A 13,993-nucleotide genomic window follows, 5' to 3' on the forward strand; every position below is an offset into this window, starting at 1 on the left:
GCCCCCCTCACCCCGCCGCCTCCCGCAGCCGCCCCGGGCGGCACAGCGTCAGGTAGGCCGTCAGCGCCAGCGACCCGCAGCCCAGCACCACCACCGCCAGCAGCACCGCCGACGGCCGTCCGCCGAGGCTGCTCAGCGGCGCCACCACCGCGCCGCACAGGAAGTTGCCCGTCCCGAGCAGCGCCGAGGCCGTCCCGGCCCTCTGCGGCTCGACCAGGCTCAGCGCCTGCGCCGCCGTGTTCGGCAGCACCACCCCGAGGCTGCCCATCAGCACGAACAGCGGCGGGCAGAACCCGGCCAGCCCGTAGTCCCACACCGTCGTCAGCAGCACCAGCGCCACCCCGGCCGCGACCGCCGCCCCGAGCCCGGCCAGCATCAGCGACCGCGCCGCGAAGCGCGGTGCCAGCACTCGCCCGTTCACCTGGGTCATCACCACGATGGCCACCGAGTTCAGCCCGAACAGCAGGCTGTAGGTCTGCGGCGAGACCTGGTACACGTGCTGCAGCACCGTCGACGACCCGCTGATGTACCCGAACAGCGCGCCGAAGGCCAGCGAGCTGGTCAACGCCAGCCCCAGGAAGGGCCGGTGGCGGAGCAGCCGCCCGATCGCGCGCAGCGCCGCGCCCACCCCGCCGCCGTTCCGGGCCCGCGGCGGCAACGTCTCGCGCAGCGCGCCGAACGCGGCCAGGGCGAGCAGCAGTCCCAGGCCCGTGAGCGCGCCGAAGGTGCCCCGCCAGGAGGTGAACCGCAGCAGCTGCGCCCCGATGATCGGGGCGAGGATCGGCGCCAGCCCGGATATCAGCGCGATCGAGGCGAGGAAGCGCAGCATCGCGACGCCCTGGAAGCGGTCCCGGGCGACGGCGCGCCCGATGACCAGTCCCGCCGACCCGGCCGCGCCCTGGACGAACCTGGCGGCGACCAGCACCGGGAGGTTCGGTGCGAGCACGCACACCACGCTGGACAGGGTGTAGACGACCAGCCCGGCGAGCAGCGGCGGGCGGCGCCCGAAGCGGTCGCTGAGCGGCCCGAAGAGCAGTTGCCCGGCCGCGACCCCGAACATCGAGAAGGTCAGGGTGAGCTGGACGGCCGCCGGCTCGGCGGCCAGGTCGTCGGCGATCGCGGGCAGGCCGGGAAGGTAGAGGTCGGTGGTGAGCGGGCCGAGCGCGGCGAGGCCGCCGAGGACCGCGATCGTGGCCCGGCCGGGGCCGGTCGGTCCGGCGGCCGGTGCCGTGCCGACGGACGGGGTCGCGACGCTGGTGGGGGCGGTGGCGCTGGTCGGGGCGGAAACGGTCGGGGCGGAAGCGGTCGGGGCGGAAGCGGTCGGCGTGTCATCGGCGGGGCCGACGGTCGGGCCGGGCATGGGTCTCCTCACGGACGCGGTGACGTGGTGTTCGTTCACGATCCGTCCTGTCGCAGCCCGGTGGGCGCGGACGACGGCAGGGTTGCACCGGGACGGATCCGTCCACCGGCCGATCCACAGCACGCGCACGACGACGGCCCGCCCGCACCTTCCGGTGCCCGGCGGGCCGTTCGTTCCCTGGCCAGGACGGCTGATCCGCGGTCAGCGCCCGAATCAGCACCCTCAGTGCTTGGCGACGTGCTCGGCCCGCAGGGCCGCCTGCAACGTCGCGCCGTCCTGCCACGCGTAGAGCTGGTTGCCGGTGAGCGTCACATTGTAGTGCCCGCAGGTGCCGACGGCCTTGGACGCGACGCCCTCCGGGAACCAGCCCGCCTTGAGCGAGACCGGCAGCGGGTGCGGGCCCCGGGCCGCCACTCCGGTGCTGCAGCCGGCGGGCAGCCGCCCCTCGGGCAGCGTGGCCCGCAGCAGCCGGTCGTCGCCCGTGGTGGACATCAGGTACTTCACCGAGGAGGCGTTGTCGGGCAGCCAGGCCGGCACCGAACGGTGCTCGGCCTTGGCCTGCGAGCCGGTGTCGTACGAGGCCTGCTCCTGGTGGCGCCCGTCGTACCACTCGGACACCCGCGGGCCGATTGCCACGGCCGCCACGGCGACGGCCATGCCGGTGCCCGCGACTCCCAGCGCGACCTTGCTCACGATGCCCTTCATGCCTGACTGCCCTCTCCGTGTCCGTTCGCCGACGAGGCCGTTGCCGGTCCGTTGCCGGTCCGTCCGTCGCGTCCGTCGTCCTTGCGTCCGCGGCCATCCGCGGCCCGTCCGTGCGGGCGGTCCGCCGGTCGGGTGTAACCATCGTGGCCCGGGCCGCCGTGCCGGAGCGTCACCACGAGGTCGCGATCTTGCATCCGACCCACGGGGTACGGTCTCCACCTTCCGGCGTATGTCCGCGGACCCGGCCCCGAGGTACGTGCCGCCCCGGCGCCGAGGCCGACACGCCCGTCCCGCGTCCGATCCGAACCCCGATCGAGCCTGACTCAACCGGCGCTCCGCCGCAGCCCGGCGTGCTGCACCCGGAGCATCGGCGGGCAGCGGGAGGCGCGGAACGGGCAGCGCGGAACCGGGCCGTACGGGGCGGGTGTCGACCAGCCGTCAGACGGCGGCGGGCACCGGACGGGCGACCGGGAAGGGGCGGCCGTCGAGGGTCCAGTGCGGGTCGATCGGGCGCAGCAGCGAGGCGTACACCTGGGCGGCGACGTCGGGGTGGCGGATCTCGCCGGTCGGCGGGCCGGCCGGGATGCCGTGCCCGGCGCAGGCGACCCAGGCGGTCCGCTCCTCGGCGGTGCGGCCGCCGTGGCCGCCGGCGTCGACGTGCCCGTGGTCGGTGACCACGATGACGGTCCACTGCTCCTCGGCGTGGGTCGCCCGGCCGCGGACGGCGTCGAGCAGGCGGCCGAGGCGCTCGTCGGCGGTGCGCATGGCGGCGCGGTACTCCTCTCCGCAGCCGAGGAAGTGGGCGGTCTCGTCCACGGCGCCGAGGTAGACGAAGGAGGCCTCGGGGTCGGCGGTGCCGAGGACGTGGACGGCCTCCCGGGTGACCTCCTCGTCGACGGTCTCCCAGGCCTCGGGGGTGTCCTCGGCCGGCGCGATGTAGGAGAGCCGGCCGGGGGCGCGGAAGAGCGGGCCGCCGGACTCGTTGATCATCAGCGGGTCCCAGCCGGCCGCGACGAAGGTGCGGCGGCGGTCGCGGCGGTTGAGGCGGGTGGCGAAGTCGGGGAAGACATCCAGCCGGTTGCCGCCCAGGTGGTTGCCCCAGACGCCGTGCTTTGCGGGCTCGACGCCGGTCACGATGGTGGCCCAGCAGGGGCCGGACATGGTGGGCGTGGTCTCCGCGACGGTGACCGGCACCAGGAACCCGGCCTCGGCGACCTCCTGGAGGCGTGGCATCGGCACCTGCGCCAGGTAGTCGTGGCGGACTCCGTCGATCCCGACGACGAGCACGCGGGGGCGGGGCCACTGGGCTGCGGACATGGTGGGGCTTCCTTTCGGTCGTGCACACCCGGCCGCGCCCGCCGAGGGCGCCGCCGACCGCGCCATGCTTCACGGCCCGCCGTACCGTTCGGCGTCCGGCCGTCGAACGGCGGGTGTCCGCGAGGTGTCGGGGGGCCGACCGGTCGCGGGGGTCCTCCCGTCGTCAGCCGATCGTGCGGACCGTCCGGACGAAGCGGCGGTCGGGCCCGGCGAGTTGGGCGGCCGGTCCGGCCGCGCGCAGCACGACGTCCAGGACCCGGTCCGGGTCGGCGGCGTAGCAGTGCGCGAACCAGGGCAGGTTGGCCTCGACCACGGCCCAGTGCTCGGCCGGGTCGTACGGATCGGCGAGCGGGCCGACGTCCAGGGCGACGGCGCTGGGCAGGGTGTCCCCGACGGCGTCCAGCAGACGGCGGGCGAAGGCGGTGGCGGCGGCGGTCAGCGGCGCCGGGTCGAGCCGGCCGAAGCGGGCGTAGCGGCTGCCGGTGAGGACCTCGCCGTCGAGCAGGAACAGCCGGTACTCGGCGGCGAAGGTCACCGGCTCGCTGACCAGGACCGGGGTGTCCGGGCCGATCCGCTCGCCGGTGCGGGGCAGCCGGGAGCCGTCCGGGTAGACCGCGGGTGGGAGCGACTTGTCGGCCGGCGGCTTGACGAAGGCCGGGTGGCGCAGCGTCCAGGCCTCGGCGAGGGTGGTGAGTTCGATCCGGCGGCGGGTGAACTCCTCGGGGAGGCGGGCGAGCCAGTCGTCCTCGGGTTCGAGCAGGGCGAGGCCGAGCGGCGCGGCGATCCGGGCCGCGGCGAGCGGGCCGCCGTACCAGTGGACCGGCCGCCCGGCGAGCGTCTCGACCGTGTCCGGGCCGGTCAGCACGGCGGTGGCCAGGCCGCGGCGGGCGGCGGCCCCGGTGAGCAGGGCGGTGGTGCCGGTCGACTGGGCGGAGGTGAGCAGGACGGGCGGGCGCACGGCGCTCACCGCTCCGGCCGGAACTCGTGGACGACCTCGATGCGGCCCACGATGTGCCGGTTGAACTCCTCCAACTCCTCGGCGGGCACCCACAGTTCGAGGATCGTCCGCCCACCTGCCCGCTGCACGGGGTAGCGGGCGAGGAACTCCGTCTCCACCTCGAATCGGGTGACGTAGCCGACGCCGGAGGCGGGCACGTTCCAGTCTCGGGCGATCCGGATCGCGTAGTCCTCGTTGAGGACGGGGTAGAAGATCGGCTGCTCGGGAAGCCGGGGCGGCCAGGCACGCCGGTCGGCGGCCTCGACCAGGGCCAGCTCCTGCGGGCCGGTGGGGCGCCAGAGGGTGGTGGTCGGGGGCGGCGGCTGGACGGGCTGGCTGGTCATGGCGGGGACGGTAGCCGGGCCGCGACGGGCCCGGCCACCGGTTTTCGCCGGCTCTCCCGCTCCGGTTCCGCCGTCGCGACGGAACCGGACGGGCCGTCAGCGGTAGGCGGACTCGCCGGTGATGGCCTCGCCGAGGACGAGGGTGTGGATCTCGCTGGTGCCCTCGTAGGTGAGCACCGACTCCAGGTTGTTGGCGTGCCGCAGCACCGGGTACTCGGTGGTGATGCCGTTGGCCCCGAGGACGGTACGGGCGCTGCGGGCGATCTCCAGCGCGGCGCGGACGTTGTTGAGCTTGCCGAAGCTGATGTGCGGCGCGCGGGCCTCGCCCTGCTCCTTCAGCCGGCCGATCCGCAGCGCCACCAGGTAGGCCTTCTCGACCTCCAGCATCATCTCGACCAGCTTCTGCTGGGTGAGCTGGAAGCCGGCGATCGGGCGGTCGAACTGGATCCGGGTCCTGGCGTAGTCGAGGGCGGCGGTGTAGCAGTCGCGGGCGGCGCCGACGGTGCCCCAGAGGATGCCGTAGCGCGCCTCGTTGAGCGAGGAGAGTGGGCCGCGCAGGCCGGTGACGCCGGGCAGTGCGGCGTCGGCGGGCAGCACCACGTCGTCGAAGGCCAGCTCGCTGGTGACGGAGGCGCGCAGGGAGAGCTTGCCGTGCACGTCGGTCGCGGTCAGGCCGCGGGTGCCGCGCTCGACCAGGAAGCCGCGCACGCCCTCCTCGGTCTGGGCCCAGACCACGGCGACGTCGGAGATGCTGCCGTTGGTGATCCACATCTTGGTGCCGGACAGCACCCAGTCGCCGTCCTTGCCGCCCTTGCGGACCGCCCGGGTGCGCATGTTCGCCGGGTCCGAGCCGAAGTCGGGTTCGGTCAGGCCGAAGCAGCCGATCAGCTCACCGGCCGCCATGCCGGGCAGCCAGCGCTGCTTCTGCTCCTCCGAGCCGAAGGCGTGGATCGAGCGCATCGCGAGCGAGCCCTGGACGGAGACGAAGCTGCGCAGCCCGGAGTCGGCCGCCTCCAGTTCCATGCAGGCCGCCCCGTACGCCACGGCGCCGGCGCCCGCGCAGCCGTAACCGTCGAGGTGCATGCCGAGCACGCCGAGGGCGCCCAGTTCGGGGGCGAGTTCGCGGGCCGGGAAGACGCCGCGCTCGAACCAGTCGCCGATGTGCGGGCGGATCCGCTCCTCGGTGAACCGGCGGACGGTGTCGCGGATCAGCCGCTCCTCGTCGGAGAGGAGGTCGCCGACCGCGAGCAGGTCGGACGGGTCGATCCGGGTCGGCTTCGACATTGAAGCTCCTTGTAGTCTCGGCGGGACACCGGCGAGTATTCCGCAACCCTCCCCGGCCCGGACCGGCGGGAACGAGTGAGGAAGGCGACATGTCGCGCCCGCGGGGACCGCCGGAACGGGACACGGAAGGGGAGGCGGGGCATGGCGCGTTGGGCCTTGGTCGTCGAGGAGACGGTGGGCGTCGGCAGGGACCGGACCTGGGGCAGCAAGGTGCTCGGCGAGGTCGAGGGCACCCGCGAGGAGGCCGTCGCGGAGCTGCGGAGGATCGTCCCGACCTTCACGCCGGAGCACCCGATGAGCAGCCGGCGGCAGACGCTCCTCCGGGACGGGGACACCTACCTGCTGATCTCGCAGGGGAGCATGCGGGACTACCACTGCGTGTTCAAGGTGTGGGAGATGCTGTGGGACAGCAAGCGGCCCGAGGTGCAGGCGGAGCGGCTGGGCGAGGACGGGTGACGGTACCGGGTGGCGGTAGGCGGTAGCGGGTGGCGGCCAGCGGGTGGCGGCCAGCGGGTGGCGGCCAGCGGTTTTCGGCGCAGGAATGAGGGATGACGGCGGGCGGCTGCCCGCCGTCGTTCAGCCCACCCCGCACAGCCGCAGGACCGCCGTGGTCGCCGCGCCGGCGACCACCACCGCCGGGAACGGCGCCCGGCGCCACGCGAGCAGCCCCGCGACCAGCACACCCGCCGGTCGGGCCCACCCGACGAAGCCGTGCCCCTGGGTCAGCGCGCCGGTGGCCACCAGCGCGACCAGCAGCACCGCCGCCGCGACGGCCAGCAGATGCCGCAGCCGGTCGGAGAGTGCCAGCCGGTGGCCGAGCAGCGGTCCGGCCACCCGGTAGGCGTACGTCCCGGCGGCCAGCAGCAGTACGGCGTACAGCGGCATCATCGGACTTCCTCCTTCACGGCCGGGACGGCGGCCTCCGGTTCACCCGGCCGCGTCGCGGCCGCCTTTCCCGCCTCCTCGGCCTGCGGCGACGCCCCCGGCCGTCCGGCGAACAGCAGCCCGACCAGGGCGAAGAGCACCGGCAGACCGGCCGGGACGAACGGGGTGACCGCGACGGCCACCGCCGCACCCGTCAGCGCCGCCGTACGCGTCCCGCGGTCCCTGAGCGAGGGCAGCACCAGCGCGAGCAGCACCGCCGGGAAGGCCGCGTCCAGGCCGAGCACGTCGGTGTCCCCGATCAGCCCGCCGGCGAGGCCCCCGAGCAGCACCGCGAGGTTCCAGACCACGATGAGGGAGACCCCGCAGATCCAGAAGGCCGCTCGGCGCCGGCGCGGTTCGTGCTGCTGCAGCGCGAAGGCCGCGCTCTCGTCGGTGAGCAGCTGCGCCCCCAACAGCCGCTTCCACCAGGGGCCTTGGAGCACATCGGCGACGGCGAACCCGAACGGCAGCAGCCGGGCGTTGAGCACCAGCCCGGTGGCGACGGCCGCGAGCGCGCTCCCGCCCGACAGCACCACGCCGACGGCCGCGAACTGCGAGCCGCCCGCGAACACGAAGAGGGAGAGGGCCATCGGCACCCACAGGGGCAGGCCGCCGGACACGCTGATCGCACCGAAGGAGGCGCCGACGAGTGCGTCGGCGACACAGACCAGGGCGATGTCGCGGAGGGTGGCGTGCTCCAGTGTTCGAAGTAGCGAACGCATGTCCATCAGAGTGAACCCGAGGGAATGGGTTCGTCAAGGCGAACAGGGCGACCGACAGACCGAACGACCATCGCCCCGGCCTTCCGGGGGCCGGACCATGGCAGCATGAACGGCACCAGCAGTGGGAAGCCGGCCGAAGGAGCCTGGGAAAGAGTGAGTGGCGAGCATGAGTGACCGGACCGCCAGGCCCGAGGGCGCCAACGGCAGCAACGGCGCGGAACTGATCGGACAGATCGCCGCGTCCATCCGGCGCGAACGCGAACGGAGCGGAGTGTCGATGGCCGAGCTGGCCCGACGCGCCGGGATCGCCAAGTCGACGCTCTCACAGCTGGAGTCGGGCGCGGGGAACCCCAGCGTGGAGACGCTCTGGGCGCTCGGGGTGGCGCTGAACGTGCCGTTCAGCCGGCTGGTCGACCCGCCGCGCCCGACCGTCAAGGTTCTGCGGGCCGGAGAGGGTCCGGTGACCCACTCCGAGCAGGCCAACTACGCGGCCACCGTGCTCTCCTCCTGCCCGCCGAACGCCCGGCGCGACATCTACCGGATCGAGGCCCAGCCCGGCGAGACCAGGGCCTCCGACCCGCACATGCCCGGCACCGTCGAGCATGTGATGATCGGCTCGGGCCGGGCCCTGGTGGGTCCGAGCGAGGCGCCGGTCGAGCTGGGCCCGGGCGACTACATCAGCTACCCGGGCGACGCCCCCCACGTGTTCCGCGCGCTGGCGGCGGACACCCTGGCGGTGATCGTGATGGAGCACATCTGACGCTCCGGCGCCGGCGCCTGGCGCTCTCGCTGCTCGCTGCTCGCTGCTCGCTGCCGAGCAGCGAACAGATGACAGATGACAGATGACAGATGACAGCGAACAGATTTCATCATCTGTTCGCTGTCATCTGTTTCCCGTTCGCCGTCACCCCTTCCGGAGCGCCTATTTCAGCAGCCCGTCGAGGAACGGGTTGCCGAACACCCGGTGCGGGTCGTGGCGGTCCAGGACGGCGACCGCCTCGTCCCAGCCGGGTCCGCCCCCGGCGCGCAGGCTGTCGGGGATGACCCGCCCGATCAGGTCCTGGTCGGACCAGGCCGCCTCGGCGGTGTAGGCCCAGCCCTTGGACCACTCGACCCGCATGCCCGCCCGGGTGCCGTCGAAGGTGCGCAGCAGCCACTGCTCCAGGTCCCGGGCGAAGCGCTCCAGCCCGGGCGTACCGGGGAAGGCCAGAACATCGAGCCAGACCGCGGTATCCCACTCCGGCCGGTCCGCCCGCGGCCGCAGCGCGGACAGCAGCGGCGGCCGGGCGCCCGGGACGCCGGAGTAGGACGGGTCATCCAGGCCGGTGACCCGGATCTCCACCGCGCCGTTCACCGGGAACTCGCCCCGGGCCTGGTACTCGGCGAGCAACTGACGGTAGTGGGCGGCGAATTCGCTGACCACCCACTGCAGGTCGGCGCGCTTCGTCAGGATCGCGTAGCCGTTGGCGGTGACCCGCAGAGTGGTGGGCCGCACGTACTGCAGCACGGTGCGTGAGGGGCCCCAGAGGTCGGAGCGCAGGCCGCCGGCGAGCAGGTGGGTGATCAGGTCGCCGGAGAGCAGGTCGCGCAGCACTCCGCCGGAGAGCAGCACGTCGGTGAGGTCCCCGGTGAGCGCCACCTTGGCGACGAGGTACTGGAGTTGGCCGAACAGCGGGGCTGATCCCCAGGCGCCGGAGACGATTTGGCCGGCCAGTCGGGCGACGGGTTCCGGAACGCTGTCCGAGAAGGGGTAGTTGTAGGGCTGGTCGACGGCCCGGGAGGCGAGCGGCTTGGTCGGGCTGACGGTCCAGGTCTTGAGCCACGGGTAGTCGGTGTAGGCGAACCAGATCGCCTCGACCCGGCCGTCGCGCTCGACGAACTCGGTGAGGGTGCGCGGGCCGTCGCCGCCGCCCAGCAGGCCGCCGAGCAGGCCGCCGCCGCCCGTGGCGGTCCCGGGGCGGGCGAACAGGTCGCTCGCCGGGATATCCAGTCGGCTGACGCAGCGCAGCGGCCGGTCGGCGCCGGCACGCAGCACGACCTCGGTGAGGAAGGCCCGGCCCAGGTGCACCAGGAAGGCGGCACTGTCGGCCTCGGCGCGGTCGAAGGTGCGCAGCGCGTAGCGGCCGGTGGCCGGGTCTAGGACGACCGCGGTGAGCCGTACCACCTGGTTGCTGACCGAGCCGTAGCCGTGCCCGTCCGGCCGTAGTTCGCCGTGCGCCGGGGCGGCGGTGCCGTGGCCGCCGATGGCGAGCACGCCGCCGACGGTGAGGTCGCCGGGCGCCGGGCAGGCCGTCAGTCCGAGGCCGCGGTCCGCCAGGTGGGCGAGCAGCGCCTCCATGGCGGCGCCGGCCTGCGCCCGGACGGTGGTGGGCGAGTCGGCGGTGATGGCGGTGAGGTAGCGGCTGGTGTCCACGATCAGGACGCGGGCGCTGTCCGCGGTCCCGTTGGCGACGGTGAGCGGTGCCCAGGTGTGCCGGTAGCCGGAGGCGCGCAGCCGCCAGCCGTTGGCGTGCGCCCAGTCGGCGAGGGCCGGCACCTCTTCCGGGGTGCGCGGCGCGCAGGTCCACAGCTGGTCGGTGCGGATCTCTCCGGACCAGTTCTCGAAGACCCGTTGGTAGAGCTCGGTGCCGGCGGGCAGGCCGGGCGGCACCGGGGTGGCGGCCTGCGCGCTGTCCGGGCCGATGGTGCCGCGCAGCAGCCAGGCCGCGCCGCCGAGCGCCGCGGAGGCGCCGAGCAGTTGGCGCCTGGTCAGCCCGCGTCCGGCGTCACAGCCGCTCCCCCGGCGGTCCGGCGCACCGGCCGCGCCGTCCACGTCGTTCGCGCCGTTCACGTCGTTCGTGGGATTCGCGTCGGCTGCGCCGTTCGTACGGTCGTGGTCGTGTGCTGTGGTCATCCGGTCCGCCCCCCTGCGTCGGTTCCCCGGGCCGGGCCGCGGCGCTCCGGGGCGGTCGGTGTCCACCCGACCCGGTCAGGAGCGTACGAAGTGCCGTACGACCGTTTGAAGCGATCCGGCCGGGATCTCACTCGTTCGAGTGATCATGGCCCGAACGGCTGAGGACCGTCCACTCCGTCCGTGCCCCCGCTGCGGCAGGGCCGACCGGTGGCGGCATCGTCCTGGTCGGGCCGTCCTGGGGACCCGGCGAGCGGGTGGCCGGCGAGGACTCATCCTGGTCCGGGCGCTTGCCCGGCTCTTCGGCGGCCGCATAGGTTGATCTTGACCACGGACCCCCATCGACCGGAGGCCCCGCCGTGCCCTCGTCCGCGCCGCTGACCGTCGCCGTCGCCCAGCCCCTCTGCGCCGACCGCGGCCGCCCCGACACCCTGACCGTGAACGTCGAACGGCATGCCGAGGCCGTCCGGGCCGCGGGAACCCGCCTGGTGGTGTTCCCCGAACTGTCGCTGACCGGCTACGACCTGGCGGCCCCCGCCGTGGACCCGGCCGACCCGCGGCTCGCCCCGCTGGTCGAGGCCTGCGCCGCCACCGGCACGCTGGCGCTGGTCGGCGCGCCGGTCGCGGAGGCCGACGGCAGCGAGGCCATCGCCACCCTGGCGGTCACCGGCGAAGGCGCCGCCGTCGTCTACCGGAAGATGCGTCTGCACGGCGAGGGCGAGCCCGACCGCTTCACCGCCGGCGAGAAGCCCGTCGTGCTGGAGCTGGACGGCCTGCGGCTCGGCCTCGCGGTCTGCGCCGACGTCGCCGACCCCACGCACGCCGAGGAGACCGCCCCGCTGGGCATCGACGCCTACGTCGCCTCCACGCTGTACGGCCCGGGCGCCGCGCAGGCCGAGCGCCGGGACGGCCACTGCCGGGACCGGGCCACGAAGCACGGGGTCTGGGTCGTACTGTCCACCTCCGCCGGGCCCACCGGCGTGTTCCCGGACAGCTCGGGCGGTTCCGGGGTCTGGGCGCCCGACGGGTCGACGGTCGCCCAGGCCGGCACCGAACCGGGCGAGCTGGTCCGCGCCGAGTTGAACGGCACCTGGTCGCACGCGCCGCGTTGAACCGCACCGGCCTGGTCCGCGCCGACCTGGTCCGCGCCGGGTCGGGCCGCGCCGAGCGCCCCCGGCCGTAACCGTGCCGCACCCCGTTGTCCTCCCGTTCGGGGATCACCGGCCCCGGGCGGAAATACCCGGGGCCCGTGCGCGGCTGTCGTGATCGGAAGACCGGTGACCGGGCCGAGCGGGCCCGTACAGGAGGTGCAGCGCACGATGGGTGACGAGCGGGAGAAGCCGCAGGAGTACCGGATCGAGCACGACTCGATGGGCGAGGTACGGGTGCCGACCGCCGCGAAGTGGCAGGCGCAGACGCAGCGGGCGGTGGAGAACTTCCCGGTGTCCGGCCAGCGGCTGGAGCGCGCGCACATCGCCGCGCTGGCGCGGATCAAGGCGGCCGCGGCCCGGGTGAACGCCCGCCTCGGGGTCCTGGACGAGGAGACGGCCGGGGCGATCGCGGCGGCGGCCGAGGAGGTCGCGGACGGCCGTTGGGACGGCGAGTTCCCGGTGGACGTCTTCCAGACCGGCTCGGGCACCTCGTCCAACATGAACGCCAACGAGGTGATCGCGACCCTGGCCGGCGAGCGGCTGGGGCGGCCGGTCCACCCGAACGACCAGGTGAACGCGAGCCAGTCGTCCAACGACGTGTTCCCCTCCTCGATCCACATCGCCGCCACCGCCGCCGTCACCCACGACCTGATCCCGGCGCTGGAGCACCTGGCGGAGGCGCTGGAGCGCAAGTCCGTCGAGTTCGCGCAGGTGGTCAAGTCGGGCCGCACCCACCTGATGGACGCCACGCCCGTCACGCTCGGCCAGGAGTTCGGCGGCTACGCGGCCCAGGTGCGGCACGGGCGGGAGCGGCTGCTGGCCACGCTCCCCCGGGTCGCCGAACTGCCGCTCGGCGGTACGGCGGTGGGCACCGGCATCAACACCCCGCCGGGCTTCCCGGCGGCAGTCATCGAGGAGGTGGCCCGCGCCACCGGCCTGCCGCTGACCGAGGCCCGCGACCACTTCGAGGCGCAGGGCGCGCGGGACGCGCTGGTCGAACTGAGCGGCCAACTGCGCACGGTGGCGGTGGGGTTCACGAAGATCGCGAACGATTTGCGGTGGATGGGTTCCGGCCCGCGCACCGGGCTGGGCGAGATCAACCTGCCGGACCTGCAGCCCGGTTCGTCCATCATGCCGGGCAAGGTGAACCCGGTGCTGCCCGAGGTGGTGCTGATGGTCGCCGCCCAGGTGGTGGGCAACGACTCGACCGTGACCCTGGCCGGCGCGAGCGGCAACTTCGAGCTGAACGTGATGCTCCCGGTGATCGCCCGCAACGTGCTGGAGTCGGTGCGGCTGCTCGCCAACAGCGCCCAGCTGCTGGCGGACCGGACGGTGGACGGCATCACCGCGAACGTGGAGCGGGCCCGCGAGTACGCGGAGTCCTCGCCGTCGGTGGTGACGCCGCTGAACCGGTACATCGGGTACGAGGAGGCGGCGAAGGTCGCCAAGCAGGCGCTGGCCGAGCGGAAGACGATCCGTCAGGTGGTGCTGGAGCGCGGCTACGTGGAGCGGGGCGAGCTCACCGAGGAACAGTTGGACCGGGCGCTGGACGTGCTGCGGATGACGCACCCGTAACCCGGTACCTGTCGGGACTTCCCTGGACGCGTGCCGGGGCGCGGCGGGCACACGCGCCCTCCGCGCCCCGGACGCGGGCTGCGGGGAAGATCAGCCCTTGTCGCGGCCTGCGCGGCCGACTCGTTCAGCCCGGCCGGCCCGGCCGAGCCGCATCGCTGCTCCGTTCGACGTGATCGTGGCCATCGAGAGCGCCGCGAGGCCGAGCAGGAACATCACCGCACCGACGATGACGCAGGTGACGATGTTCTTGCCGTGCGCGACGGAACCCGAGACGACCCAGGGAGAGATGATCGTCCAGACACCGAGCGCGGCGGCGGCCCAAGCCCGCGCGTGGGTGCGCTCGTAGGCGGGCCCGTAGCCGGCCATCAGTGCCGTGTAGGCCAGCCCGACGATCAGGCAGGTCACGGTCAGGGTGCTGAACGCGGTGAAGCCGACGATCCAAGGCGATGCCGCCAGGAAGAGACCGGCCAGTACGGCCAGGGCTTCGATGCCCTGGGCGCGGGGGGTCGAGGTGACCCGCTCGTAGTGTTCCCGGAGTTCGACGATGTCCGGGTGGTGCTCCATGCCCGTGGGCAAATGGGTTGCCACCGATACCACCTCCTGTGGTTCCGGACCATGGAATGGGGCGTACCCCGTACCTATTGTGCCCTTCTCAAAGGTTTTACACCCGATTGTCCGCATTGGCCGATAACCATCCGATCACGCCGGTGACCTGCGTCTCAAC

General features: G+C 73.8%; 14 protein-coding genes. 4 read left to right on the forward strand and 10 right to left on the reverse strand.

Features of this window, described 5'->3' with window-relative positions; all coding sequences use genetic code 11:
• Positions 1-7: 7 nt before the first annotated feature.
• The 6 genes from ACZ6Z8_RS16195 to ACZ6Z8_RS16220 all read right to left on the reverse strand — a co-directional run bounded on the left by ACZ6Z8_RS16195 (position 8) and on the right by ACZ6Z8_RS16220 (position 6,007).
• Positions 8-1,360 (reverse strand): multidrug effflux MFS transporter, encoded by a 1,353-nt coding sequence (locus tag ACZ6Z8_RS16195; protein ID WP_465610158.1) that lies wholly within the window; start codon positions 1,358-1,360, stop codon positions 8-10.
• A gap of 222 nt (positions 1,361-1,582) precedes the next feature.
• Positions 1,583-2,065, reverse strand: coding sequence for a hypothetical protein (locus tag ACZ6Z8_RS16200; RefSeq protein WP_465610160.1), 483 nt, complete (start codon positions 2,063-2,065; stop codon positions 1,583-1,585).
• Positions 2,066-2,503: 438 nt separating this feature from the next.
• The gene (locus ACZ6Z8_RS16205; protein WP_465610161.1) at positions 2,504-3,382 is read right to left on the reverse strand and encodes an alkaline phosphatase family protein; all 879 of its coding nucleotides are present in this window, start codon (positions 3,380-3,382) and stop codon (positions 2,504-2,506) included.
• Positions 3,383-3,545: 163 nt separating this feature from the next.
• Entirely contained in the window at positions 3,546-4,349 is an 804-nt protein-coding gene (locus tag ACZ6Z8_RS16210; protein ID WP_465610163.1) for an ATP-grasp domain-containing protein, read from the reverse strand.
• Positions 4,346-4,723 carry a hypothetical protein gene (locus ACZ6Z8_RS16215; RefSeq protein ID WP_465610165.1) on the reverse strand — a complete coding sequence of 126 codons (378 nt, stop codon included), beginning with the start codon at positions 4,721-4,723 and terminating at the stop codon, positions 4,346-4,348. The genes ACZ6Z8_RS16210 and ACZ6Z8_RS16215 overlap by 4 nt, the downstream gene beginning before the upstream one ends.
• Before the next feature lie 96 nt (positions 4,724-4,819).
• The gene (locus tag ACZ6Z8_RS16220) at positions 4,820-6,007 is read right to left on the reverse strand and encodes an acyl-CoA dehydrogenase family protein (RefSeq protein WP_465610167.1); all 1,188 of its coding nucleotides are present in this window, start codon (positions 6,005-6,007) and stop codon (positions 4,820-4,822) included.
• A gap of 141 nt (positions 6,008-6,148) precedes the next feature.
• Between ACZ6Z8_RS16220 and ACZ6Z8_RS16225 the strand changes: the two genes are divergently transcribed.
• Complete coding sequence (locus ACZ6Z8_RS16225; protein WP_465610169.1) at positions 6,149-6,463, forward strand: hypothetical protein; 315 nt, start codon at positions 6,149-6,151, stop codon at positions 6,461-6,463.
• A gap of 120 nt (positions 6,464-6,583) precedes the next feature.
• On the opposite strand, the gene ACZ6Z8_RS16230 is transcribed toward ACZ6Z8_RS16225, so the two are convergent.
• Together ACZ6Z8_RS16230 and ACZ6Z8_RS16235 are read right to left on the reverse strand one after the other, a co-directional pair.
• On the reverse strand, positions 6,584-6,892 hold the full coding sequence (locus tag ACZ6Z8_RS16230; RefSeq protein ID WP_465610550.1) for an AzlD domain-containing protein: 309 nt from the start codon (positions 6,890-6,892) through the stop codon (positions 6,584-6,586).
• Positions 6,892-7,653, reverse strand: coding sequence for an AzlC family ABC transporter permease (locus tag ACZ6Z8_RS16235; protein ID WP_465610171.1), 762 nt, complete (start codon positions 7,651-7,653; stop codon positions 6,892-6,894). Before ACZ6Z8_RS16235 ends, ACZ6Z8_RS16230 begins: the two co-directional genes overlap by 1 nt.
• A gap of 166 nt (positions 7,654-7,819) precedes the next feature.
• Here ACZ6Z8_RS16235 and ACZ6Z8_RS16240 point away from each other — a divergent pair, with 166 nt between their 5' ends.
• Positions 7,820-8,413 (forward strand): helix-turn-helix domain-containing protein, encoded by a 594-nt coding sequence (locus ACZ6Z8_RS16240; RefSeq protein WP_465610173.1) that lies wholly within the window; start codon positions 7,820-7,822, stop codon positions 8,411-8,413.
• Between the two features lie 162 nt (positions 8,414-8,575).
• Here ACZ6Z8_RS16240 and ACZ6Z8_RS16245 read toward each other — a convergent pair whose 3' ends face one another.
• Positions 8,576-10,546 carry a cholesterol oxidase substrate-binding domain-containing protein gene (locus ACZ6Z8_RS16245; RefSeq protein WP_465610175.1) on the reverse strand — a complete coding sequence of 657 codons (1,971 nt, stop codon included), beginning with the start codon at positions 10,544-10,546 and terminating at the stop codon, positions 8,576-8,578.
• 356 nt (positions 10,547-10,902) lie between these two features.
• Here ACZ6Z8_RS16245 and ACZ6Z8_RS16250 point away from each other — a divergent pair, with 356 nt between their 5' ends.
• Both ACZ6Z8_RS16250 and ACZ6Z8_RS16255 read left to right on the forward strand, forming a co-directional pair.
• A complete protein-coding gene (locus tag ACZ6Z8_RS16250; protein ID WP_465610177.1) occupies positions 10,903-11,655 on the forward strand; it encodes a carbon-nitrogen hydrolase family protein in 753 nt (250 codons plus the stop codon).
• Positions 11,656-11,862: 207 nt separating this feature from the next.
• Positions 11,863-13,269 carry a class II fumarate hydratase gene (locus ACZ6Z8_RS16255; RefSeq protein WP_465610179.1) on the forward strand — a complete coding sequence of 469 codons (1,407 nt, stop codon included), beginning with the start codon at positions 11,863-11,865 and terminating at the stop codon, positions 13,267-13,269.
• A gap of 90 nt (positions 13,270-13,359) precedes the next feature.
• Here ACZ6Z8_RS16255 and ACZ6Z8_RS16260 read toward each other — a convergent pair whose 3' ends face one another.
• Positions 13,360-13,857, reverse strand: coding sequence for an SPW repeat protein (locus tag ACZ6Z8_RS16260; protein ID WP_465610181.1), 498 nt, complete (start codon positions 13,855-13,857; stop codon positions 13,360-13,362).
• Positions 13,858-13,993: the final 136 nt, after the last annotated feature.

The organism is Kitasatospora sp. NPDC101108, from assembly GCF_055584725.1.